The following is a 24114-nucleotide window of genomic DNA, read 5'->3' on the forward strand; positions in this document are numbered from 1 at the left end:
ATGGTATATTCATACCAACGGTCGGTATGATATTGATCCAAGGCATGCAGACTCCCCCCAACCGATCAACAACGACCCATCTCAGCGATCTGAAAGGAAGACAACCATGGCCCGCAACGCACATCCAGAGCTGACACAGGAGAGAATCGTCGAAGCCGCCACCGAACTCTTCACCAGCCAGGGCTACGACAAAACCAGCATGCAGGACATTATCAATGCAACCGGCGGCTTGAGCAAGGGGGCCGTCTACCACCATTTCCGATCCAAGGAAGACCTCTTCGACGCTGTGGCCGACAGGTTGATGAACACCATGAGCGAGGAGACCAGCAAGACCAATGCCGGGTCGAAGCAAGGCACGGCATTGGAACAGCTGCAGTCGCTCTTCTTTCCTGAGCGAGCGCGCAAGAGACTGAAGGCCGCGGACCTGATGTTCCGTAAATTCAACCCAAAGGCCAATCCCAAGATGATCGGCATGGAATTTACCGCCTTGGTGGATGAGCGGAACGACTTTGTCAACCTGATCAAAGAGGGCAATCAGGACGGCTCAATGCATGTAGAGCATATAGAACAAACCGCGGAGATTTTCCGGTTGCTGGCCAACATGTGGCTGCTGCCCTTCTTTCGCCGGGGAACACAGGCTGGGCTGCGCACCAGAGCAGCTTGCTTTTTCTCAATCATGCAAGGCTTGGGCATCCCCCTGGAGGACCAGGGATTCTCCGACCTGCTCGCATCCTTCGGCACCGACGCCCAAGGCGAAGCCGGGATATGAGCTCGCCCGATCAGGCCCAAACCTCAAGCAAAGGACTGCTGACACCGCCATTCATTGCTCTTCTGACGACTGAGATTCTCTCAAGCCTAGGGCAGACATGCTTGGTCTTCGCCCTTCCGCTTCATTTGCTGAACATTTCAGGATCAGCATCCCTCTATGGCATGGCCTCCGCTATGGCCGTCCTTCCATCCATACTCCTGACGCCTCTGGGCGGAGCTCTGGCCGACCGGCTGCACAAGCAGTCCACCATGGCAGTGCTGGACATTCTGTCAGCGTTGACTGCCTTCTTATATATCCTGATCAGTCACAAGATCGACCCGGTTTTTTTGAATGTGACCTGCATGATGCTGGTGAATGCCTACAGGGCCTGTTACAGCCCAACGGTGCAAGCAGCCCTCCACTGCCTGGTAGACAGCAAAGACCTGACCCGCGCATCGGCCCTGGTTTCCCAGGCGATCTCCCTGGTGGGAATGATCGGACCGGTATTGGCTGGCATGGTCATGGGATTCTTCGGAATCATGCAGGTAGTCGGGGTTTCCGCCCTGGCCTGCCTTCTGTCGGCTGCCTGGATCAGGATCGCCGTCAGAATTCCCGAACCAGCACAAAGCCACTTCCAAGGCCCAAAAGCACGGGTGAGCCGTCTGGTCGCTGACACGAAAGAGGCTGCACAATTTCTGGTCAGGCATGGCAACCTCAAAGTAGTCATAGGACTCAGTCTGGCGGCCAACTTGATATTTGCCTCCTACGTCAACGTGGCCCTGCCCTATATGGTCACTCGCACGCTGGGCCTGAGCAATGCCATGCAGGGGCTGGCCGAAGGAATACTTGCCTGCGGAAGCCTGCTTGGAGCCATTCTGGTAACCATCCGTCCAGCCTGGTTCCATCTGCGACGGATACCCATGTTGCTCTCGGGCAGCGCCCTGGTTCTCCTTCCCATTGCAGCAGAACTGCTCATGCATTTGCCTACACATGTCCTCTTCGCACTGGTAACCGGGTGCATGGCTCTGGCTGCGGGAATGGTGCAGACGGTCAACATCACTTCCCTGTCCTATGAACAGATTCACACCCCCGCAAGGCTGATAGGCAAGGTAATAGGACTGACCAACAGCTTGTGCATGTGCGCGATCCCGCTGAGACAGGCCGCCTTCGGCCCGCTGATCGACCACAGCCCTATGACCCTGATCATCACTGGGGTGGTCATGGTGACACTGCTGACATGTCTAATCGCCAGGCTGGCCATGAAACCGGACGAATAGTCAGCGAGGCGAAGGCCTTTTGAATGCCGCGCCGGCGCTTTTTCGTCATTGATGACCAAGGATCCGTCACTTAGCGACGTAGACACAAAAGTATCTCAATAAGGCTGATGGCCTTAATTTGCTGAGGGCACTTTATTGCATATCTTCTGAGTGAAGGCCTTGCGGCGTTCAGGTGTATCAACCTTCGAGTCGATGCGGCCCAGAATGCTGGCCCCTGTGAATTTGATACCGCAGAATTTCAGGATGGAGTACTTCCATCGGGTCACGGTGGAGCCATACATCTTGGAGACGAAGGCCGGCCCATGGCTGCTGCTGATAATTTGCGCGGTCTTGCCTTTAAGCAGCCCCTCCGATTTAAGGCTGCTCTCATATCGGTAGGCGAATTGGGGCGTGAGTACCCTATCCAGCCAGCCCTTGAGGATGGCCGGTTCGCCCGCCCACCAAATGGGGAAGACGAAGACCAGATGATCGGTTCGTGCAACCATGTTTTGATAACGCTTAGGCGCTGATTCGTCCTCCATGTGCTTGGCATAGCCGTAGCGAAGCACTGGGTCAAAGTCTTCCTGGCTAAGGTCGATCATTTCGACCGTGTGGCCCTTACGCCGGGCAGCTTGTGCATAAGCCTGGGCGTTGGTATGGCTAAAACTACCTCCATAGGGTGATCCTTGAATAACGAGTATGTTCATATCATTTACTTCTTCAGTTGTGCTGCATTTGGTTTGGCTCTATTATCCAAAATTATTTTATATTCGGTAGATTACCGAAAGCAAAACCGTTGACAGAAAGATGATATGAATGCGGAAAAACTACCCGATCATACTGGGGTCGGAGCTGACAGGAGCGACCAGGGTGGCCCGGGTGCGTGTCAGGCGTGAGACCATAAGGCCGACACAGGCATAAGCCAGCGCGAACAAGGCAACCACGGTCAGCGGAAGGCCCCAGGAGGCCAAGCCTGCTGCGCTCGAATCCATGATTGATTGGACTGCAGTGTTGTACCACCAGCCCGGCGTCAGTTTGCCGATCGTCTGCATGACCGGAGGCAGGGGGCCGCCGGAACTTGACCCTGAGGTGAACATAACCACCAGGCCGAAGGTGACCCCGACGGAGTTTATGAGCGAAGAAGAAGGATTGAACTGAGCAAGCATGAATCCAAAGGATGCCGCCGATACAGCGAATACCAGCATGGCGAAAAAGCTCAGCAGCACCCTCCCCCAGCCAAGCGAAGCCAAGGACACCCCCGATGCCGCCATGCTGAAGGCAACGAGTGCCACATAGTATGTCCAGGAGATGCCTGCCAGAATGAGGGCTGCCATGAGCTCCTGTCCATTCAGGCTGCTTGACCGCTCTGGAGAGGCAAGCAGGCGTCGATGTCGGTCGGGAGAACTGAAGGCTCCGAAGAGCGTGGCAACGCAGACCGTCAGCGCTGTCATCAAGGGAAAAGCGGCCAGGCCGACTGTCGTAGCGAAGCCTTTCAACAAAGCTCCATGGTTATCAGTCTTGGGGCTGGCATGGATGCCCACATGCGGCTGGTTGCCGGCATAATGTGCCACTGCATAGGCAGCCGCATCCTTGACCGCCGCAGATGAATGCAGCTCCATCGAACCTTTTTGGCCTAGACCCGTAAGCAAGGCAGTACGAAGAGCATCAAAATAACTGTCCACCTGCAATTGTGCCAGACTGCCGCGGCTGGAATTATAGGAGGCAGCCGTTTCAACTTTAGGAAAACTCGGTGTCTTACCGCCGCTGTGAGCTTGGGCAGCAGTGTCGTCAAGCGCATCAAGGAACCGGTTGCCATATCCGGCTGGGATGATAACGGTCAAATCGCTTTTACCGGATACATTGGCGTCCTGCAGGGCTTGAGGCTCATCTTTGACTGTCACCAATTGGGCCGACTTGCCCAGATACTGCTTCAGACCCTGGCCCATCGCGCAACCAGCCTGGTTATCGCAGTCCCGGTTGATGACGACTATTTTCGCCTGCGCAGGTTCGAAGCGACCAACCGAGCTTGAGGTATTGGCACGTACCGCGGCCTGCATGTTCGTGGAACCGATGACAATCATGATCAGGCTCATGCCCACCAAATACAGGAGGAGGTAGAACTTATGCGCCCAGATGACGCGCAGTGCTGTTTTACAAGTATTCATACCGTTGTTTCCTTAGGAGCAGACCACAGATGGCCAGGAAGATGGCAGCCATAGTGACCAGAATGCCGCAGGTACGGGCGAAGGGTGCCAGGCTGTCGTAGTAGACGATGTCGTAAAAAAGGTTGGAGACTTGCTTGACCGGGTTGATCAGGTGAAGGATCGGAGCATGCTCCTGGATGGCGTTGTTCAGGTCCATGGCCAGGCTGCCGTAGAGGCCGATAAAGGCACTCAGGGTGCAGTCGATGCCTATGACCAGGCCAACCTTCGTCTCGGTGGGGAGTTTGGGAATCGCGCCCACCATAGAGCCGAAAGCAGTGGCCATAAAGGTGCCTACGGCGATAGCTATGAGGGCTATCGGGTCACGACCACCGGTTTGCACGCCGCAGACTGTGCGGACGAAGATGTAGGCAACCAGTAGGCTGACTGCGGAGAAGAGCCAGGAGGCCAGGAAGGCGCCCGCTGCCTGCCGCCACTTGGGGCTGGGAGAACTGGCTCGTCGGGCTCCCAAGGCTGAAAGGTTGGGCTGAGTCTTGGCTATCATCTCGGCAGCGGTGCTGGCACCGATGAGGCAGGCCATGGCGAGCACGGCGAAGAAGTAGGGCGCGGTCATAGAAGGGTGGATGTGCGTCAGGCGGATTTGCTTGGTGTAGGTCTGTCCGCCGGATTGCAGCAGAACTTGATTGCTTGGTGAGGCAATGGCTGCCCTTGCGAAGTTGGCTTGGTTGAAACTGCCCAACGAGGCGGACAGAATGGAGACCGCTATGCCTTCTGAGGCGGTTGCATCGGATTGGATGCTGGCGGCTTCGCGGTCGGACAGGACCATGTTGACCAGTCCGTCAGAGCTCGCGTACAGGTAACCAATATCCTTTCGGCTATCCAGACGCGTGTTCGCTTCGGCTTTGGTAGCTACTGTCGTCGGGATAAGCAGCTGAGTGTCATCGGACCCGGCCTTGGGCTTCTTTGATAGTGATGAAACCAACTCATCAGTACCTGGGCTGGCTTTCCAGTTGGCGTCCGAAACTATGGCGAAATGCTGTGCCTCGGCAGTGTAACCGTCTTGCAGGTTGCTCATGATGCCCAGCATCAGAGCGGCCAGAATGACCGGGAAGGCCAGAACCCAGAAGAGGGAGGAGGTGTTGCGTATCGAGGTTTTGACGTTGATCAGAAATGAGTTCCACATGGATAGGTGCTCCTTACGGCAATTGAGCCTGGGGACCGCGCTCAGTCGCGCAGTTCCTTGCCGGTCAGTTCCAGGAACACGTCGTTCAGGGATGGCGGACGGCTGGTCAGGTGGCCGTAGCTGGTCTGGGTGGATTCCAGGACCGTCAGCACATCCTGCAGGTTGTGCTCGCCCTGCCGGCAGTGGATGACCAGCTCCTTGCCGTCATAGTCGACGGACTGGGCCAGGGGCAGGGCACGAATCTGGGCCAGAGTGGAGTCCTGAAGATCCAGGGTCTCGACGGTGACCTGCTCGCCGGCCTGGACCATGCCCTTGAGCTCCTCGGCAGTGCCCAGGGCGATCTGTCGGCCGTGGTCCATGATCATGATCCGTGTACAGATCTGCTCCACCTCCTCCATGTAATGGCTGGTGTACACCACGGTGGCCCCCTGGGTATTCAGCCGTTCGATGCCCTCCAGGATGGCGTTGCGGCTCTGGGGGTCAACAGCGACGGTTGGCTCGTCGAAGAAGATGAGGTCGGGCTGATGGGCGATGCCGCAGGCGATGTTGAGCCTGCGCAGCAGACCGCCAGACAGTTTGCCGGGTCGGAACTTGCGGAATTCGCCCAGCCCCACAAAATCAATGGCCTGCTCGACCAGATCCCTGCGGTCGGCCTTCCTGGGCACGTAGAGGGAGCAGAAATAGTCGATGTTCTCCTGCACGCTCAGTTCGTTGAAGACGGCCACATTCTGTGGAACCACGCCGATATGACTTTTGAGGTCGTAGGAGGTCGGGGTCATCTCCTGCCCGAATATGCGAACCGTCCCCGACTCAAAGCTGAGCAGGGCCAGGATGCAGTTGATGGCGGTTGACTTGCCTGAACCATTGGGGCCAAGCAGTCCGAATACTTCACCTCGGCTGACTTCCATATCGAAGTGGTCCAAGGCCACCATGTCACCGTAGCGCTTCACCAATGCGCTGACCTGCAAGGCCGGCTCTTGCTCACCTGAACTGTTCATGATTCCATCATCCCAGCCAGGGCTGGCCCGACACCGTGACAGCCGTCATCAATGTTGTGGATGCTCAAACCAAAACTTATGACATTTGTCATGGGTGGTCCTGCCTGCGCCTAGGCTCAGGAACGGGTAGCCCGACAATTACTATTTGAGGCAATAGGCAAACAGGGCGAGGAGACATTCATGGGCAGGATAGCTGGCTGGCTGTCCTGCTTGGTCTGGGGACCTTGTGCGGATCATGGTATGGTTCAGGGTTTTCAGGAACCCTGATCGCCGGCCTCCTGGCCTCGGTAGCCGCAGGAGCCCTGTGTGAATGGCTGCTGCCATCGCCAGGCTCCATCTGGGGCGGTGCTCTGGTGTCGCTTTTGGCAACGTTCATTCCAGACTGGATTTTCTTCTTGCCGGCCCTGGCCTTCGAAGCAGGGGTCGGACTCGGAAGCACCGTCCCGGCTACCGGATCAGCCGGCATGAACAACTCCCAGGCCAAGAACGCTGGGCTGGGCCGGCCCAGGTTGATCCTGGCCTTGCTGCCGGCTTTCTTTTGGCTGATACCCGCCATGGTCGACCTAATACTGTTTACAGACCTCGCCCAACGCTATGCTCTGCTGGCTTTGCTGATCTCAACACTGGCACAAGCCGGCGGACTGGCATGTGCACACTTGGCCGTGGCTAAGGGTCGTGTCTGGCAGATTGAAGACACCGAGCGCTACCGGATTCGCCAACTGCACGGCCGCATCAACGACTTGGACGAAGAGCGGGCCCAGGCGACCCGGATGGCGCACTTATCCGAGCGGACCCGGATCGCTCGGGATATTCATGACAATGTGGGCCACCTGCTCACCCGAGCCATCATGCAGATCCAGGCTGGCCGTGTGGTTGCGCAAAGCAAGGGCAATCAGAGTACCGAGCGGATACTGGATGATGTCGGCAAGACCCTGGACGAGGCCATGACCACAATCCGCCGTTCGGTGCATGACTTGGAGGATGAAGGCACCGACTTCGCATCCCAGATGGAGGATGCCAGCTCCGAGGCTTCTATGGGGCGGTTGCAGGTCGATCTGAACAACGGCATCGAGACAGCTCCTGCGCCAGTGTGCCGCTGCCTGGCCACCATCGTCCGCGAGGCCCTTACCAACACGGTCCGCCATTCTTCGGCGAGTTCAGCGCAGGTCATTCTGCGCGACCTTCCAGCCTTCTGGCAGATGGTGGTGCAGGACGACGGCGGCATTCAGCAATCGCAGCCTGACAGCTCACACCCAAAGGAGCCAGAGCTCCAGCGGGGCATGGGGCTAGCCGATATGGAAGCCAGGGCCAGAGCCTTGGGCGGCACGGCCAACAGCGGTCCCAACCGACAAGGATGGAAGGTTTTCGTATCCTTGCCTAAGGAACCCTGGTCCGACCACGGCGCAGCTGAGCATGTAGAAGATAAGAAGGTCATGGCATGAAAGTCGCTATCGCTGATGACGATCCGATCGTCTGCTCGTCCTTATCAACGATTTTGACGGCAACCGGTACTGCAGATGTGCTCTGGACCGCCAATGACGGACAATCAGCCCTCGAGAGTTTTCAGACAGCTGGCGGAAGGCCTGACGTGCTCCTGCTCGATGTGCAGATGCCTGGCATGGACGGCCTGGAGGCGGCGGAGCACATCCTCGCCATGGATTCGACTGCCCGGGTGCTCTTTCTGACCACCTTTGCAGACAAGGAGTATATTTCCCGCGCACTGGCCTTGGGTGCCAAGGGTTATGTGATCAAGCAGGACGTGGCCTCAGTGGTGCCGGCCCTCCAAGCCGTCATGGCCGGTCAGACGGTTCTTGGAGCTGAAGCTGTTGCCAACCTGTCGCTTGGCGAACAGGAGGAGCAGGCGCAAAAGGATACAAAGGATACAGCTGAGTCTGTTCCCCGGCGCTTCCAAACCCTGACTGACCGCGAACGTGAAATCGTCGCTCTGGTGGCCGACGGCCTCGACAACCAGGCCATCGCCAGGCGGCTCTACCTGAGCGAGGGCACCATCCGCAATCACATCTCAGCCATCCTGGCCAAGACCAACCTGGCAAACCGCACCCAGCTCGCTGTAGAATGGCTGTCCTCACAAGAGTCGTGAGCATACAGTTTTTGGAGTCTCGATCCTTTAGAGCTTTTCGATCGGCGCCAAGCGCAGCATCAGCCTCTTGGTCCCCTCGGAACCGAAGTCTACGGTCAGAACCGAGTTATGCCCCTTGTCCTGAATATCGACTACCTTGCCCAGGCCATACTGGTCATGGGCCACCCTGTCACCCAGGGAGAAGTCCTGAATGGACAGTCCGTTCGACTTGGGCTGGGCCGAGGCCCTGCCAGCGTGTGAGGTTGACGACGAGCTTGTCGTGCTCCGCCGGGTCGTGACCCTTCCATTTCTGGAGGAGCTACGAGAGCCATATCCTGATGATCCGAACGAGCGCTGTGAGGAGGTCCGCGAGCGCCCGTATCCATTGCGTGCCGAACCAAAGCCGGAGCCGAACCCGCCGAATGAACGATGACCGAATGCGCGACCGTCGCTTTCATCCTCGAAGCCGCCGAATTCGTCTTCGTCGTCACCCAGGTCCCAGCCTGCGCGCATCCGCTCGTTGCCGGCCTGCCTACGCTTCCAGTCGATCAGTTCGTCAGGGATGTCGTCGAGGAACTGGCTGGGCAGCATCTCGTTGACCTGCCCCCACTGTGAGCGGACGGCCGCCCGGGTCAGGTAGAGACGCCTCTTGGCACGGGTCACGCCCACATAGGCCAGTCGACGCTCCTCCTGCATCTCATCGGTATCCTCAAGGCAGCGAGCGTGCGGGAAGGTTCCCTGTTCCATGCCGGTCAGGAAGACCACCGGATACTCCAGGCCCTTGGCCGTATGCAGGGTCATCAGCGTCACCTTGCCCGAGTCGTCGCCCAAGCCTGGTAGCTGGTCCGAGTCGGCTACCAGTGCCGTGGTCTCCAGGAAGCCCGCCAGCGTAGCGTCGGGAGTCTTCTGCTCAAATTCGGCGGCCACGGACTGCAGCTGGCCAAGGTTCTCCAGCCTGGAGGCATCCTGCGGATCGACCGACTTGCGCAGCTCGTCCAGCATGCCGGACTCCTCCAGAACCTTCTCAACAATCTGAGACGGCTTGGTATCGTGTTCTGCGGCGAAGTCGGTCAGGGAGGTAATCAGATCCCTGAAGGCCTTCATCCGCTTGACCATCAGAGTGGAGGCACCGGGCACCTCCTCGATATGCTGCACCCCCTCCCAGAAGGAGACCTGATGCAGATCCCCATAGGAGGTCGCAGCGGCCTCGGCACGTGCGGCCAGGCCGCGTTTGGGCACGTTGAGTATCCGCCGCATGTTCACATCGTCCTGGGGATTGGCGATGGCGTGCAGGTAGGCCAGGGCGTCCTTGATCTCCTTGCGCTCGTAGAAGCGGGTCCCGCCCACCAGCTGATACGGCAGGCCGGCGTTGATCAACCCCTCCTCCAGGGCGCGGGACTGGGCGTTGGCCCGGTACATGATGGCCATGTCGGAGTATGGAATGCCCTCCTCGCTGCGCAGCCGGGCGATCTCGGTGGCGATCCAGGCGGCCTCCTGCTGGGCATTGTCGGCGGCATAGCCCACGATGGGCTCCCCCTTGCCCAGGGCTGTCCAGAGCTTCTTGGGCTTGCGGCCCTCGTTCTTGACGATGATGGCATTGGCAGCGTCAAGTATGGTCTGGGTGGAGCGGTAGTTCTGCTCCAGAAGGATGGTCCGGGCTCCGGGGAAATCCTTCTCGAAGTCCCTGATGTTGCTGATGTCAGCCCCTCGGAAGGCATAGATGGACTGATCCGAATCGCCCACCACGGTGATCCAGGCCTGGTCCTGCTTGTCGGCATCGGCACCGGCCAGCTCGCGCATGAGCACATACTGGGCATGGTTGGTGTCCTGGTACTCGTCCACCAGCACGTAGCGGAATCGATGGTGGTAATACTGGGCCACCATTGGGGACTGCTGGAGCAGCTGGACCGTGCGTACGATCAGATCGTCGAAGTCGACCGCGTTGGCCTGAGCCAGCCGATGCTCGTACTCGGCGTAGACCACGGAGTAGAGCTCCTCCTCGTTGCCGAAGCGGGCGGTGATCTGCTGGCCGCGCTGCCCGGGCCGGTAGTCAGGGGCGTACTCCTGCAGCTGTGTGCGCCAATCCTGCAGGTTGTTCTTGTAGTCGGAGATGTGGCTCAGAATGTTTCTGGGGGTGTATCGCTTCAGATCGATGTTGAGATCCTTGCCGATCAATTTGATCAGGCGTTCGGAATCGGCCGTGTCATAGATGGTGAAGCCTGATCGCAGGCCGATCTCCTTGCCATCCCGCCTCAGGATGCGCACGCAGGCCGAGTGGAAGGTGGACACCCACATGCGGTCGGCCACGGGCCCGATCAGCCTGCGCAGACGTTCACGCATCTCGGAGGCCGCCTTGTTGGTGAAGGTGATGGCCAGAATCTGGCTGGGCCAGGCGCCGAACTGACTGAGGATCCAGGCGATTCTGCGGGTCAGCACCCTGGTTTTGCCCGAGCCTGCGCCTGCTCCGATCAGCAGGGCCGGGCCCTGGTATTGAACCGCCTCGGCCTGTCGATCGTTGAGCCCCTTGAGCAGCTCCTTGGCGCTGCGCTGGATCAAGTCCGGTTCCTCGTTCACAAGCCACCTCTTGCCATCTGGTCTCGGTCACCGTCTCAGGCCGGATGGCGCACACCCGGCAGACAACTATTTCTACCACAAAGCGGTGTCATCGATCTTGGCTCATGGGTTAGCCGGCAGACGTACCAGCAGACATAAAAGACCCCGTCCGCCTTGAGAATAGGGAAAGCGAACGGGGTTTCGTCGGGGAAGTCGAGATGACCCAGTCAGTTGCGCACTTGGTCCTTGGCGTTGTTGACAGCCTCGGTGGCGCCCTGCTCAGCCTTGGCCTTGCCGACCTTGGCATCGGCCTTGGCCTGGTCCATCTTGTCGGAGGCGGCGTCCTTGGCGTCGCCCATCTTGTCCTGGGCAGCGTCCTTGGCGTCGCCCATCTTATCGGCAACGGCGTCCTTGGCATCGGATGCCTTGTCCATAACGGTGTCTTTTACATCGCCAGCGACATCGGAAATCTTCTCGCCGGCAGACTTCATGGCATCCTTTGCATCATCCAGAATCCCCATATGGTCCTCCTTAGGTCCTTGAACGCACCGTGACGATGCGTGACCATTGCGGTCAATTTTCACTGTAACAGTCAGGGCCTTGAATCCGCGGATTGACGGGCTGACACGCCAGGAAGACACTCCAATCCGCTGGAGGTGAAACCTGGCGGACCAGGGCAGCCGGGCCACAGTCCCAGAACCGGGTTATCTTGGTGTCTATCCGTCGGGACCATAGGGGCCCCGCATTCATGACGACAAGGACGATGACATGCAGGAACTTGAGGAGCGAATCCGCCGCCAGGGCACGGTCAAGCCTGGCAATGTACTCAAGGTGGACGCCTTCCTCAACCATCAGTGCGACGTGCGGCTCTTCGACCACATGGGCGCTGAATGGGCCCGCCTGTTCGCTGGACACCAGATCGACAAGATTCTGACCATCGAGGCATCCGGCATCGGCATCGCCTGCCTGGCCGCCCGCCACTTCGGGGACGTGCCGGTGGTCTTCGCCAAGAAGACCCAGTCCATCAACCTTGACGGCGACCAGTACACGGCCCGCATCTACTCCTTCACCAAGCAGCGTGAGTACCCCGTCATCGTGGCCAAGCGCTTCCTCAAGGAGGGCGAGCATGTGCTGATCCTTGACGACTTCCTGGCCAAGGGCAACGCCCTGCACGGTCTGATCGACATCTGCCACGATGCCAAGGTCGTCATCGAGGGCATCGGCATCGCCGTGGAGAAGGGCTTCCAGGAGGGCGGCCGCACCCTGCGCAAAGAGGGCTACAACCTCAAGTCCCTGGCCATCGTGGAAAGCATGGACCCGGACCAGGGCACCATCACCTTTGCTCAGAATACCGACTGAGCAGGTCGGCGCCCTGTCCGGGTCGCATAAACAATGGACTCAGTCCACCTGATGCTCGCTAGTGCCGCCCTCCAGAATGGTCTTCACGTCGTTCAGGGAGATGTTGACCATGGCGTTCACGGCGGCATCGGTGTAGAAGCCGATGTGGGGCGAGACCTCCACATTGGGCATGGCCTTGAGGGTCTCCAGGGCCTGGTTGTCGACCTTGGTTCCGCTCAAATCCTTTTCGAAGATGCCGGCCTCCCCCTCGATGGTGTCGATGGCGGCACCGGCGATGGACTTGGTCTGCAGGGCCTTGATCAGTGCCGGGGTGTCCACAATGGGACCGCGGGCCGCGTTGATCAGGAAGGCCGAGGGCTTCATGGCATCCAAGGCCTGCGCGTTGATCAGATGGTGGGTGGTCTCGTCCAGCGGCGTATGAACGGTGACGATGTCGGCCCGCTTCAGAAGCGTGGGCAGATCCACGTAATCCAGGGTGTCCGCCAGCTCGGGGCGGTGGACCGGATCGTTGGCGATGACGGTGGAGCCCAGGGCCCGGAAGATCCTGGCCACTGCCGATCCGATCTTGCCGGCTCCGATGATCCCCACGGTCAGGTTGTGGATCTCATGGGCCTGAAGCCCATCCCAGGTATAGTCGTCCTTGGCCTCGCGAGCGCTGGCCTCCCCCAGATGCCGGACCAGGCGCATGACCTGGGCCAGGACCAGTTCGGAGACCGACCGGGGCGAGTAGGCAGGCACGTTGGTGACGACCAGCCCGTTCTCCCGAGCGGCCTGCAGGTTGACGATGTCATAGCCGGTGATCCGCAGGGTCAGCTGCTTGAGGCCATAGTCCTTGAGCCGCTGGTAGAGCTCGGGCTCGGGCAGGGCCGCGTGCTGCTGGATGACGATGCCGTCGTATCCCTTGATCATGTCCACGGTCTTCATCCCCAGATCGTGGTCAGTGGTATCTACCTGAATGTCATTGGCTTGCGCCCAGGCCTGAATGGCCTCCTGCTCGTCAGGGCGTACTGAATACATGAGAATGCTAGTCATTTTCTAGTCCTTGGTAACTGTCTTCGTTGATGGTTGTCAGATGGTGGCTGTCGGATGGATCGCCGGTTGGGTCAGCCGCGATTTTGAGCGCGCATATAGTCGCCGATCCGCTCCACGGCGGTATGCAGATCCTCCATGGAGGCGGCATAGGAGATGCGGACGTAGCCTTCTCCCCCGGGCCCGAAGCTGGCTCCGGGGATTACCGCCACCTTGGCCTTACGAGCCAGGTCGTAGACGAAGCTCCAGCTGTCGCGCATGCCCTCGGGCAGTCGGGCGAAGATATAGAAGGCGCCCTTGGGATCGATCACATCCAGACCGACCTCGGGCAAGGCCTTGACCAGATAGTCCCGCCGCTTGCGGTAGGCCTCGCGCATCGGATCCGTGTCATTCATCCCCTTGGTCAGAGCCTCCTGGGCCGCATACTGGGCATTGGTGGTCACGGAAGTGATGCTGAACTCGTTGACCTTGCTGATCTGGTCAATGACATCGGCCGGGCCAGCGGCGACGCCGACCCGCCATCCAGTCATGGCATGGGATTTGGAAACCCCGCCAAGCACGACCGTCTGCTCGGGCAGGATGGTGCCCATGGACACATGGGTGCCCTGGTAGGTCAACTCGGCGTAGATCTCATCGCTGAGCACAAAGAAGCCGTGCTTGCGCGCCACTTGAGCCAGAGCCTCCAGATCCTCTCGGGCATAGGTCACCCCGGTGGGGTTGGTCGGATAGTTGAGCACCAGGGCCTTGACCGGACCATCGCTGTTTTCGATGGCGGCCTCCAGCTTGTCCGGCTTGAGAATGAAGCCGTCATCGGAGGTGTCGACGAAGACGGTCCTGGAACCGCTCAGCTGGGCAATGGGGATGTAGAGCGGAAAGATGGGCGTGGGCAGGATGACCGTATCCCCCGGGTTGATCATGGCGGTCAGGCCCGAGAAGATGCCCCCGGTGGCTCCGGCTGTAATTACTATTTGCGTGTCAGGGTCGTAGTCCAGCCCGTACTTGGCCTGAAGATAGTCGGCCGCAGCCTTGCGAAGGCTGGGCATACCGCGACTTTCGGTGTAATGACTGCGGTTGTCCTGGATGGCCTGAATGCCCGCCTGCTTGACGTGCTCAGGGGTGAAGAAGTCCGGCTCCCCCAAAGTCAGCTTCACGATGCCGTCTATTCCGGCGATCTCCTTGTTGAACTCGAGAATGTCGCTCGGCGCCAGAGCTTTGACCCTGGCATTCATATGATCCGCCAATGTCATTGGCTTGTCCTTTCCCATGCGGTTACTACAACCATTGTCGCTGGTGCTGCCCTACCGACTATGCGGTGACGATGCACGGGAAATGCTGTCGACGACTGCAGGGCCGGTGGGTTCCGATCCGTGCAACCGTTTTTACAAGGCACGCGGCGTCACAGATCGAATCCGTGCCACCAATAGGTAAATCGTGTGCCCTGCATGCTGAAACCTCCTGCGGAATCTACAATCAGCATTAGCAATTAGCGTACAGCGAAATTTCAGCAATCCAAAAAGGCGACCATTATTTGACCAAGCCATTGCGTGATTATGGACACGATAGGCATCTGAAGAGCCACACCAGACGGCGTAACCCCCTTAATTGCAGAGACCCGCTCATTCCTCAAGCAGACGCATGGCAGCCTGGGAATCCGTAATCAGCACGTTGGCATAGCCGCCGAGAAGCGCCGCACGCATGGATGCGATCTTGGAAGGCCCTCCCGCCACCAATATGGAGCATGGCTTCTTGCGCAACCGATCAAGCTGTATCCCCACCGTTCTCGCGTCAATGCCATCATCCGCGATGGAGCCGTCGGCAGCGATGAACCGTGAAAGCACATCGCCGACAGCCTTATGCTGCAGCATGGTGATCTCTCTGCGGGAGAGATATCCCAGTTTGAAAAGCATGGCATCGTCACGAACGGTTCCGCAGGTAAACACGGCGATATCGGTCCGTTCACCCTGACGAACGATCTCGTCTATGAAACGATCCTTGAGCACAATGTCCCGAGTCAAAGCATTGTCGAAAATGACCGGCAAGGGCAGCACTGTAGTGGTAGTGCCGAAGGCCATGCCGAATTTCAGGGCGATATCCGCGGCATAGTTGTTGAAATCGGACGCGGAGACACTCCCCTTCAGCTGCACCACCGATACATCCTTGTGCTCATTGGGCCGCAGATGATCGGCTACGGCCTTGAGGGTCCTCCCCCAGCTGATGCCCAACCGGTCGTGATCGCCGACAATCTCAGCCAGGTAATCTGCTGTAACAGCACCCAGTTTGTCCCTGATGGCATCTTCATCACCGGTCGAGTCATAGGCCAGCCTGACCTCGCGCAGGCCGAAAGCCACCTTGAGCTTTCTGGCCAGGGACTGCAGATCAGCCTGGGGATCAGTGATGAGCACGCGAACGAGTCCCTCCTGCCTGGCAAAGGCCAGAAGACGCGAAACCGTGGGACGGGAAACGTTCAACCTGCGGGCGATCGCGCTCTGGCCTAACCCCTCCTCGTAGTACCAGTGGCAGACCGTGACCGCTTGATTCCTGTGCTGTTCATCGTCGATCATGAAACCTTCCCTTCTTACGGTCGTGTGGAACCAGCATGCCAAAGAGCTTCACGGCCTGCCGGCGATTGAGCATTCACTTTTGAACATATGTTCATTTTAGCATTTTACTTCTGTGCATTCACTGTTACAGTGAGGCCCACAAGGAGGTAACAACCATGCAGATCAACCGCCTCATCGATCACACACTGCTCAAACCGGACGCAACGCAGACGCAGATCGACCAGGTCATCGACGAAGCTTTGGACAACCATTTCTATTCGGTCATGGTCAATCCCTACTGGGTCGCCCACGTCCATGAGCGGGTCAAGGGGTCGGATGTCCTGACTGCCTGCGTCATCGGCTTCCCCTTGGGCGCCACCACCACGGCAAACAAGGTCGCCGAAAGCCGGGAAGCCATCGCGAACGGAGCCGATGAGCTGGATATGGTGATCAACATCGGCGAAATGGCAGGTGGCCGGGAAGACGTGGTCGCCGAGGACATTCGTGCGGTCGTCGAAACCGTCCACCAGGCAGGAAAAGTAGTCAAGGTCATCATCGAGACTGCCCTGCTCAGCGATGAGCAGATCGCGCGGGCCAGCGTGCTGGTGGCCGACGCAGGCGCCGACTTCGTCAAAACATCCACCGGATTCGCCAGCCGCGGCGCCAGTGTGCACGACATCGAAATCATCAAAGAAGCAGTCAAGGGAAGAATCCACATCAAGGCCGCCGGCGGCATTCACACCCGGCAGGAGGCCGAGGCTCTGATCAAGGCAGGTGCCGAACGATTGGGCACCAGCTCCAGCATGGCCATCATCGGCAAGGCCTGACTTCGGCATCCGGGGGCCAACCCCCGGGCCGACTCTTATATTCTCGGCGGGCGCAGCGCAGCGGCCGCCGAATGCAAACCCAAGGAGGGGTTATGCAATCGCCAACCTTTCATCTGTTCAAACTGCACGCACAGGAATTGGATGATGGATACCTGGACAGGACGCCAATGCTCCAGTACATCCTCCTCTCCTGCCTATTCCCCCTTTGGGGAGCAGCCGCCAGTCTCAATGACATACTCATAACCCAATTCAAAACCATCTTCACGCTGTCCAATGTTGCCAGCGCCTTTGTGCAGACGGCCTTCTATCTTGGCTACTTTCTGATTGCCATACCGGCTTCGCTCATCATCAAGAAGACCTCATACAAGGTCGCCATCATGATCGGCCTTTCGCTGTATACCATCGGATGCTCGATCTTCTTCCCCGCCTCGCGCATGGCCACCTACGGATTCTTCCTGATCGCCCTGTTCGCCTTGGCCTGCGGATTGAGCTTCCTGGAGACCTCGGCCAACACCTACAGCTCACTAATGGGCCCGAAGAAGTATTCCACCCTGCGGCTGAACATCTCTGAAACCTTTTACCCGTTGGGTGCCATAGCCGGCATACTGCTGGGTAAATATCTGATCTTCGGTGCCGGCCAAAGCCTGGAAAGGCAGATGAAGGGGCTTCACGGACAGGCCCGCATCGCCTTCGGCGAGCGCGCCCTTCAGCATACGCTGCTGCCTTACAAATACATCATCTTCGTCCTCTTGGTCGCCCTGGTGCTTTTCGCACTGACGCAATTCCCCTCAGGCAAGCCCAAGGTGGATCCAACCAAACAGCAGCCTCAAGCGCGCATCGGTGAGACACTGGTTTATCTCGCGCATAACCGCCGCTTCCTTTGGGGCATTTTCACCGAGTTCATGTATGTGGGCATGCAGACGGCCGTGTGGTCCTTCACCATCAGGCTGGCCATGGAGCTCAATTCCTCGATCAACGAGCGCTCGGCATCGACCTTCATGGTCTACAGCTATGCGGCCTTCTTCATAGGCAAGGTGATCGCCAACTTCATGATGAAGTCCATGCACCCCTCCCGGGTCCTGCAGTGGTTCTCGGCATTCGGATTGGCTGCCCTGGTCTACATCCTCCTCGTGCGCAACATGAGCGCCGTCTATGCGGCCATCATCGTCTCGGGCCTGTTCGGACCCTGCTGGGCCACCATCTACTCCCAGACTTTGGATACGGTGACCGACAAACGCCACACGGAAACAGCGGGAGCCATCATCGTCATGTCCATCGTGGGCGGGGCCTTCATCCCTGTAGCGCAGGGATTCGTCGCGGATATCTCGAACATGTCCCTGTCCTTCCTCGTCGATGTGGTCTGCTTCGCGGTCGTCTGCGTCTATTCCACAGCAAAGATGCGCGCTTTCAAGGCTGAAGGCGCTGAGAAAAACCAATGAAAGGAAAACCAATCATGCAACAACTTCACCTCAATCATGACATGTTCGGCCCGGCCGAATTCACCCTCTATCAGGACGATGATTTCAAAGCCGTCACCTTCACCTACCCGTCAGGAGTTGAAGCGGTCCGCATGGAGAACTCGCGCGGCCAGCTCACCGTCCTGCCCTATATGGGCCTGATCATCTGGGATGCGGTCTTCGACTCCATCAGTCTGAAGATGAAGGACATGTTCTCGCAACCCCTGCCCGGCACCGCCATAGCTGATACCTACGGCTGCTTCCAGTTCACGTCAGGACTCCTTGGCGGCGGAACCCCGGCCCCGGAGGACGACTACCAACTCCACGGCGAGGCCCCGACCAGCCGCATGGACAGTGCCTGGCTGGAATTCGGAGATGGGACCATGTCAATACATGGTCAATTTGAATATGTCAAAGGGTTCGGCGACCACTACCTGAGTAGGCCATCCGTAACATTGCACACGGATTCCGGTCTCTTCGACATCGGCCTGGAGGTCACCAACCTCTCCAACTACCAGACCATGCCTCTGCAGTACATGTGCCATATGAACTACGCCTACGTGCATGACGGGCACATGGAGCAGAACGTGCCTGACGAGGCTTTCCGTCTGCGCCAGACCGTTCCCGCCCACGTCCATCCCACCCCGCAGTGGCTGGCCTACAACGAAGAGCTCAAGGCCAGCGGTGATCTGATCAACAACCTGAACGACGAGAGCCACTACGATCCTGAGATCGTCTTCTTCTCCCAGAACCTGACCAAGTTCACGGATATGGCCGAGTTCCGGCTCCATCTGAATGCCAAGCACAACTTCCTGACACGGTTCAGCACGGAACAATTCCCCATCGTCACCCGCTGGATCCTGTACAACGCCGATCAGCAGGTAGCAGCCTTTGCACTGCCCGGCACCAGCACGCCCGAGGGCCGCGCCGCCGCTGAGAAGGCAGGCACCCTGATCCACCTCAAGCCCCAGGAAACACGCTCATTCCTAGTAACCACCGGCCTGGAAAGGTAAAGAACATTATGGCTGACATCACCGTCATCGGCTCCAATATGTATGAGCTGACCACCTTTGTCGATCGCATGCCGGTGGAAGGAGAGACTGTGGAAGCTCCTGAATTCGAGATGGGATTCGGCGGCAAGGGGGCCAACCAGGCCATCGCCGCCGCCCGCCTGGGTTCACAGGTCAACTTCATCACCATGGTCGGCAGGGACGAATTCGGCAGACAGCAGCTGGAGAACTATCGCAGCAACGGCATCAGGGCCGATGGGATCGGCATCGCCGATGGAAGCAGCGGCGTGGCGCCGATCTTTGTGGACACCAGCGGCGACAATCGGATCCTGATCGTCAAAGGCGCCAACAAGCAGCTCACACCTGCTGCCCTGGACGATAAAAAAGACCTGATCGAGGGGTCGAAACTGGTCGTTCTCCAACAGGAGATCGCCTTGGAGACCAACTATCATGCCATCGAACTGGCAGAGGAGTACGGCGTGCCTGTCCTGCTGAATCCTGCGCCAGCCAATGATGATCTGAACATCGACTACGTTTCCAGGGTGGCCTTCTTCGCGCCGAATGAGACCGAGCTGGCCACGCTCACTGGAATGCCCACAGGGACATTGGACGAGATCAAGGCCGCAGCACGGAACTTGGTCAGGCGTGGGGTGGGCAACCTGATTGTCACCATGGGCGGCAAGGGCGCCCTATGGGTCAGCGCTGACCAGGAGCTGCTGGTGCCTGCGGTCACGGTTGAAGCCGTGGATACCACTGGCGCCGGCGATGCCTTCATCGGCTCTTTCGCCCACTACTACACGCAGGGCGAGGATGTGCCAACCGCTCTGAGCCATGCCAACAGATACGCCGCAATCAGCGTTACACGCCGCGGCACCCAGAAGGCTTATCCAACAGCTGCCGAGCTGAACGACCTTCTGCTGGAAAGGGTACAGGCATAAGGTATTCGCTATGGTCGCATTGCCAGGCGTGGACGGGTAGACCGCCCTCGTCTGGCTTTTTTATGTCCTTGCAACGAAATGCTGTCATATACTGTGCCTCAAAGCAAAGCAGGAGCCACGATTCACAGACACCAGCCAGAAGGGGTGATAAGTATGACCAATCGAGTGGCGCTGGTCACTGGAGCCACCAGCGGCATCGGGTATGAAACCGCTGGCCTGCTCGCCGATCATGGATACCAGGTATATGCGGCAGGACGACGAGTCGAACGATTGAAGCCACTGGCCGACAAGGGGGTGACGGCCGTACAGATGGACCTGACCGATTCCGCCTCGATTGAGAAGGCCGTCGCACGAATTCTGCAGAAGGAGAAGCGGGTCGACCTGCTGGTCAACAATGCCGGCTACGGCTCATATGGCCCGGTCGAGCAGGTCTCCATTGACGAGGTCCGTCGACAATTCGAAGTCAACCTCTTCGGCCTCGCCCGATTGACCCAGCTGGTACTGCCCGCCATGCGCCGAGCCGGACGCGGCCGGATCGTCAACACCTCATCCATGGCTGGCCGGATGGTCACCTATATGGGTGCCTGGTACCATGCCACCAAGTACGCCCTAGAGGCCTTCAGCGACGCTTTACGCATGGAAACCCGCCCCTTCGGCATCGACGTGGTCCTGATCGAGCCTGGAGCCATCGCCACCAACTGGGGCGCAATCGCCGCCGACCATCTTCAGAAGGTCACTCGCAAGAGCGCCTATCAACAGTCAGGGTTCCAAGCTGCTGCTGGATTGCGCAAGCTTTACTCCAGCAGGCATTTGACCCGACCATCAACCATTGCCAAGGCCATCGTCCGTGCTTCGACTGTACGCCATCCCCGCCCACGCTACCTTCTGGGCTTTGGAGCCAAACCTCTGGTCGCCCTTCATGCCCTGCTCCCCACCCGTGCCTGGGACTACTTGATGATTCATGCCAAAGACCTTTAGACGATAAACAAGGTATCAGAACAATACTCCATAGCAGCTGAATGCTTGCAAAGAGGTTTGGATTCGAAGAAATCAAGACTCGCCAAGCCCTGCGGAGTGAAAAGGACAGTTGGCAAAGGATGCTGTCGCACAGAAGCAACATAGTTACAACAGTATCCCTTGCTAATTGTCTTGATGCTAAATCCTCAAGCCTCCAAAGCTCGCGCTCCCAGGAGTGCCTGCTCGGCCGCCATAGGGACGCGTCCCAATCCATCCAGACCGACATTGAGCAGGTAGTTGATGCCGTACTTGTTCAGATGGGCCTTGTAATCGTGAATGGTCTGCGGGCTCTTCCAATTTTGGTCATGGTAGGAGAATCCCCAGGAATCGTTGATGGTCCCGGCGGTCTCGTAGAGGCCAAGCTTTGAGGGCTTGAACCCTTCGATCGAGTTGTAGTCAACATTGCCGTCCGAGGCGGCCTTGTCGCTGGCGTCCGAATCTTCAGGAATCTCGTTGTCCCCTAGAGAGACGTAGTCGTAGCGGCCGTTGCCCAGCCTGGAATTGATCAGGCAGTCGGGCTGCAGACGCTTGACCGTATCGTAAATGGTCTGGCTCTGCTCGTCGCTGAGGGTCATGGGAACATCAAACCAGGCAACCGATATCTCCCCATAGTTGCTCATGATCTCTTCGATCTGCGGCATGATCTTGTGCTTGAACGCACGGTCGTAGTTCTTCTCCCCTGTGAAGTCCCAGCTGTTGTCCCAGGTGGTGCCCGCCGTCTCGATGTCGTTCGAAAGGTATCCGCCGCCATCCGGTTCATGCCAGTCCAGATCCTGCGAATAGTAGAGACCAAATCGCAGGCCAGCCTTGCGGCAGGCCAAAGACAGCTCGCCGATCACATCCCGGTGGAAAGGCGTCGCGTCATAGACATTGTAAGGATCCACCAGAGACCGGTACATGGCGAAGCCGTCGTGATGCTTTGTGGTGACGACCAGATACTGCATGCCGCAGCGCTTGGCCAGGTCAACTATGGCATCCGCGTCGAAATAAATGGGGTTGAAGGCCTGGGTCAGGCGTTCGTACTCCTTGTTGGGGATCTGGAGCTTGGATTGGATCCATTCCGCATAGTTGCTTGACGACTTCCCCTGGTACTCACCTCCCAGGAGTGAATAGAGACCCCAGTGAATCATCATGCCGTACTTGGCCTGCTTGAACCATTCCACGGTATCGCTCATTATTTACCTCTGTTTCTGTTGATTGACACGAATTGCCATGACCAACCTCAGATGGTCAGCTTGTCCTTCTTGACGACGAAGGCATCGTAAAGGGCCAGGATCACGTAGCAGACCCCTGCGCACATGATCATGAAACCTGGGTCATTCTTGCCAAGCACCCCGCCCAGAGCCTGGAAGAAGTAAGGAGCCACCAGGGAGCCGATGTTGATGCCGATCAGGATGATCGAAGTGGTCAGGTTCATGGAGCCCTTGGGCGAATAGGCCACCATGCGTGCCGTCAGGGCCGGGTTGATGATGCCGTTGCAGAACCCTGCCACCAGGACCAGAACCAGCAAGATCGGAATGGAGTTGGTGAAGGGCATGGCGATCATGACCACTGCTGTCAGCACCTCGAAGATGAAGACGGTGTATCGTCCGCACCACTTGGCGAGCTGTTCGAAGGCGATGCCGGAGATGATCGAACAGAGCACCAGGAAGCCGAAGATCCTGGTGGCATCAGCTGCAGAGCCTATATGTGAATCGACCATATGGCTGGCCAGCTTCAGGGAGATGGCCGAATAGAAAAGGCAGACGAAGAGGAAGAGAATGGCCAGCTGGATGACGCCGCCGTTGGTGGACGGCTTGATGGAGGTGTCCTCCTCGACCTCCTTGCCGTCCTCCACAATGACACGATCAAGCCGCTTGGGGACGAAAAGGGAGACGAGGACAATGGGCACGATCAGAAAGAGGAAGACCAGATAGGTGGCATGCCAGGAGATGTTGATCAGGAACCCTGCAATGAAGAGCATGATCGAGTCGCCGATGGCGCCGACGGAGTTCCTCCATCCCAGAAGCCTGTTCCTGATTTTCTCAGGGAAGACATCGGTGATGTAGGAGACGCTCAGCGGGGTGAAGATACCCATGCCCACGCCGAACATGGCTCGCGACAGGAATATGGCCGGATAATTGTAGAAGAATGCTGGAATGACGCCAAAGACCAAGGAGACTATCAACCCCAGAAGGACCGTGTACTTCTTGCCCAGCTTGTTGGATATCAGGCCGCTGACCACAGTTCCCAGCAGGACGCCACCTGTGGGGATGACGACCAGCAGCTCGACGTTGGCCTCCGAGATGTTGGAAAAGTACTGCTTCATCAACGGGATAGTCCCTGAGACGGCATTGGAAACCGACATCAGGAACGATATGGACAAGATGCCCAGCATCAAAATCGGTGAACTGGTGTTCACCTGTTGCTCTTTTGACTCCATGAAAGTCCCTTCCTCGGAACTGTCATCGCATGCCCTTCGCGATGGCGAGCGATTGATTCACTCATGTACTGCAAACAACTCAATTCCATGGACCGTCTTGGTCCTCAACTATTTCAAGAGACAATAGTTTGTTAATAGTATATATCAAATTGGAAACTGTACATGCCGAAGATGGTGCGTCAGGCCGAATCGGCCGGATCCGCCATCCAGCGATCACCAAACGAATTGTTGGAACTCGGCCTTTTGAATCAGCCTTAAGTGATGTACGCAAAAGCTAACGCCGATAAAGCAATTGGAACGCTGGCAAGACATTCCGAAACAAAAGTATCTTTATTAATTATCATTGACAGAAGATATAAGGCAGAGGACATCGTTGCTGTCTGCATGCGGGCGAGGTAAGCCCGCTACTGACGGCTGTCCCCTCAGGTGCATGGTCCAGCAGCTCGATCATTCATCGACCGGCTGAGGTCTCGCCTGCTCTTCTGCTTTAAAACAGTTTCTGTGCTCCACCCAAGAGCAGTCAACGACCATACCA

The 24114-nt window shown here is 58.0% G+C and carries 21 protein-coding genes; 10 read left to right on the forward strand and 11 right to left on the reverse strand.

Translation table 11 applies throughout. The features are described 5' to 3' along the window. The first annotated feature begins 106 nt into the window (after positions 1-106). Together FPK30_RS05465 and FPK30_RS05470 are read left to right on the forward strand one after the other, a co-directional pair. Positions 107-769 carry a TetR/AcrR family transcriptional regulator gene (locus FPK30_RS05465; protein ID WP_186279404.1) on the forward strand — a complete coding sequence of 221 codons (663 nt, stop codon included), beginning with the start codon at positions 107-109 and terminating at the stop codon, positions 767-769. Continuing rightward, positions 766-2025: an MFS transporter gene (locus FPK30_RS05470; protein WP_144085647.1), complete on the forward strand. Its 1260-nt coding sequence runs from the start codon at positions 766-768 to the stop codon at positions 2023-2025. Before FPK30_RS05465 ends, FPK30_RS05470 begins: the two co-directional genes overlap by 4 nt. A 113-nt stretch (positions 2026-2138) precedes the next feature. Here the strand turns inward: FPK30_RS05470 and FPK30_RS05475 are convergent, their stop codons facing one another. From FPK30_RS05475 to FPK30_RS05490, 4 genes are all read right to left on the reverse strand, one after another. After that, positions 2139-2711 carry an NAD(P)H-dependent oxidoreductase gene (locus FPK30_RS05475; RefSeq protein WP_144085648.1) on the reverse strand — a complete coding sequence of 191 codons (573 nt, stop codon included), beginning with the start codon at positions 2709-2711 and terminating at the stop codon, positions 2139-2141. Between the two features lie 120 nt (positions 2712-2831). Then, positions 2832-4169 carry an ABC transporter permease gene (locus FPK30_RS05480; protein WP_144085649.1) on the reverse strand — a complete coding sequence of 446 codons (1338 nt, stop codon included), beginning with the start codon at positions 4167-4169 and terminating at the stop codon, positions 2832-2834. After that, positions 4156-5349, reverse strand: coding sequence for an ABC transporter permease (locus FPK30_RS05485; RefSeq protein ID WP_144085650.1), 1194 nt, complete (start codon positions 5347-5349; stop codon positions 4156-4158). Before FPK30_RS05485 ends, FPK30_RS05480 begins: the two co-directional genes overlap by 14 nt. Positions 5350-5390: 41 nt before the next feature. After that, positions 5391-6347, reverse strand: a complete 957-nt coding sequence (locus FPK30_RS05490; protein ID WP_144085651.1) for an ABC transporter ATP-binding protein — start codon at positions 6345-6347, stop codon at positions 5391-5393. Positions 6348-6571: 224 nt separating this feature from the next. On the opposite strand from FPK30_RS05490, the gene FPK30_RS05495 reads away from it, so the two are divergent. Further along, a complete protein-coding gene (locus FPK30_RS05495; RefSeq protein ID WP_144085652.1) occupies positions 6572-7789 on the forward strand; it encodes a sensor histidine kinase in 1218 nt (405 codons plus the stop codon). Next, positions 7786-8448, forward strand: a complete 663-nt coding sequence (locus FPK30_RS05500; protein WP_144085653.1) for a response regulator transcription factor — start codon at positions 7786-7788, stop codon at positions 8446-8448. The genes FPK30_RS05495 and FPK30_RS05500 overlap by 4 nt, the downstream gene beginning before the upstream one ends. 27 nt (positions 8449-8475) lie before the next feature. Here the strand turns inward: FPK30_RS05500 and FPK30_RS05505 are convergent, their stop codons facing one another. After that, positions 8476-11001, reverse strand: a complete 2526-nt coding sequence (locus tag FPK30_RS05505) for a UvrD-helicase domain-containing protein (protein ID WP_144085654.1) — start codon at positions 10999-11001, stop codon at positions 8476-8478. A gap of 206 nt (positions 11002-11207) precedes the next feature. After that, complete coding sequence (locus FPK30_RS05510; protein WP_045924523.1) at positions 11208-11501, reverse strand: hypothetical protein; 294 nt, start codon at positions 11499-11501, stop codon at positions 11208-11210. Between the two features lie 247 nt (positions 11502-11748). On the opposite strand from FPK30_RS05510, the gene FPK30_RS05515 reads away from it, so the two are divergent. Next, the gene (locus FPK30_RS05515; protein ID WP_144085655.1) at positions 11749-12339 is read left to right on the forward strand and encodes a xanthine phosphoribosyltransferase; all 591 of its coding nucleotides are present in this window, start codon (positions 11749-11751) and stop codon (positions 12337-12339) included. A gap of 39 nt (positions 12340-12378) precedes the next feature. On the opposite strand, the gene FPK30_RS05520 is transcribed toward FPK30_RS05515, so the two are convergent. The 3 genes from FPK30_RS05520 to FPK30_RS05530 all read right to left on the reverse strand — a co-directional run bounded on the left by FPK30_RS05520 (position 12379) and on the right by FPK30_RS05530 (position 15929). Further along, entirely contained in the window at positions 12379-13371 is a 993-nt protein-coding gene (locus tag FPK30_RS05520; RefSeq protein WP_144085656.1) for a D-2-hydroxyacid dehydrogenase, read from the reverse strand. A 71-nt stretch (positions 13372-13442) separates the two neighbouring features. Then, entirely contained in the window at positions 13443-14615 is a 1173-nt protein-coding gene (locus tag FPK30_RS05525; protein ID WP_144085657.1) for an aminotransferase class I/II-fold pyridoxal phosphate-dependent enzyme, read from the reverse strand. 369 nt (positions 14616-14984) lie between these two features. Continuing rightward, on the reverse strand, positions 14985-15929 hold the full coding sequence (locus FPK30_RS05530; protein WP_144085658.1) for a sugar-binding transcriptional regulator: 945 nt from the start codon (positions 15927-15929) through the stop codon (positions 14985-14987). A 155-nt stretch (positions 15930-16084) separates the two neighbouring features. On the opposite strand from FPK30_RS05530, the gene deoC reads away from it, so the two are divergent. The 5 genes from deoC (at position 16085) to FPK30_RS05555 (ending at position 21118) form a co-directional block, all read left to right on the forward strand. Continuing rightward, complete coding sequence (deoC, locus tag FPK30_RS05535) at positions 16085-16735, forward strand: deoxyribose-phosphate aldolase (protein ID WP_144085659.1); 651 nt, start codon at positions 16085-16087, stop codon at positions 16733-16735. A gap of 92 nt (positions 16736-16827) precedes the next feature. After that, positions 16828-18174: an L-fucose:H+ symporter permease gene (fucP, locus tag FPK30_RS05540; protein ID WP_144085660.1), complete on the forward strand. Its 1347-nt coding sequence runs from the start codon at positions 16828-16830 to the stop codon at positions 18172-18174. A gap of 14 nt (positions 18175-18188) precedes the next feature. Next, the gene (locus tag FPK30_RS05545) at positions 18189-19205 is read left to right on the forward strand and encodes an aldose 1-epimerase family protein (RefSeq protein ID WP_144085661.1); all 1017 of its coding nucleotides are present in this window, start codon (positions 18189-18191) and stop codon (positions 19203-19205) included. Positions 19206-19213: 8 nt separating this feature from the next. Then, positions 19214-20140, forward strand: coding sequence for a ribokinase (gene rbsK / locus FPK30_RS05550; RefSeq protein ID WP_144085662.1), 927 nt, complete (start codon positions 19214-19216; stop codon positions 20138-20140). Between the two features lie 153 nt (positions 20141-20293). Further along, positions 20294-21118 (forward strand): oxidoreductase, encoded by an 825-nt coding sequence (locus tag FPK30_RS05555; RefSeq protein WP_144085663.1) that lies wholly within the window; start codon positions 20294-20296, stop codon positions 21116-21118. Positions 21119-21303: 185 nt separating this feature from the next. On the opposite strand, the gene FPK30_RS05560 is transcribed toward FPK30_RS05555, so the two are convergent. Together FPK30_RS05560 and FPK30_RS05565 are read right to left on the reverse strand one after the other, a co-directional pair. Then, a complete protein-coding gene (locus FPK30_RS05560) occupies positions 21304-22332 on the reverse strand; it encodes an alpha-L-fucosidase (RefSeq protein WP_144085664.1) in 1029 nt (342 codons plus the stop codon). 47 nt (positions 22333-22379) lie between these two features. After that, positions 22380-23579, reverse strand: coding sequence for an MFS transporter (locus FPK30_RS05565; RefSeq protein ID WP_144085665.1), 1200 nt, complete (start codon positions 23577-23579; stop codon positions 22380-22382). Between the last annotated feature and the right edge of the window lie 535 nt (positions 23580-24114).

This window comes from Bifidobacterium apousia (assembly GCF_007559275.1).
Lineage (GTDB): Bacteria > Actinomycetota > Actinomycetes > Actinomycetales > Bifidobacteriaceae > Bombiscardovia > Bombiscardovia apousia.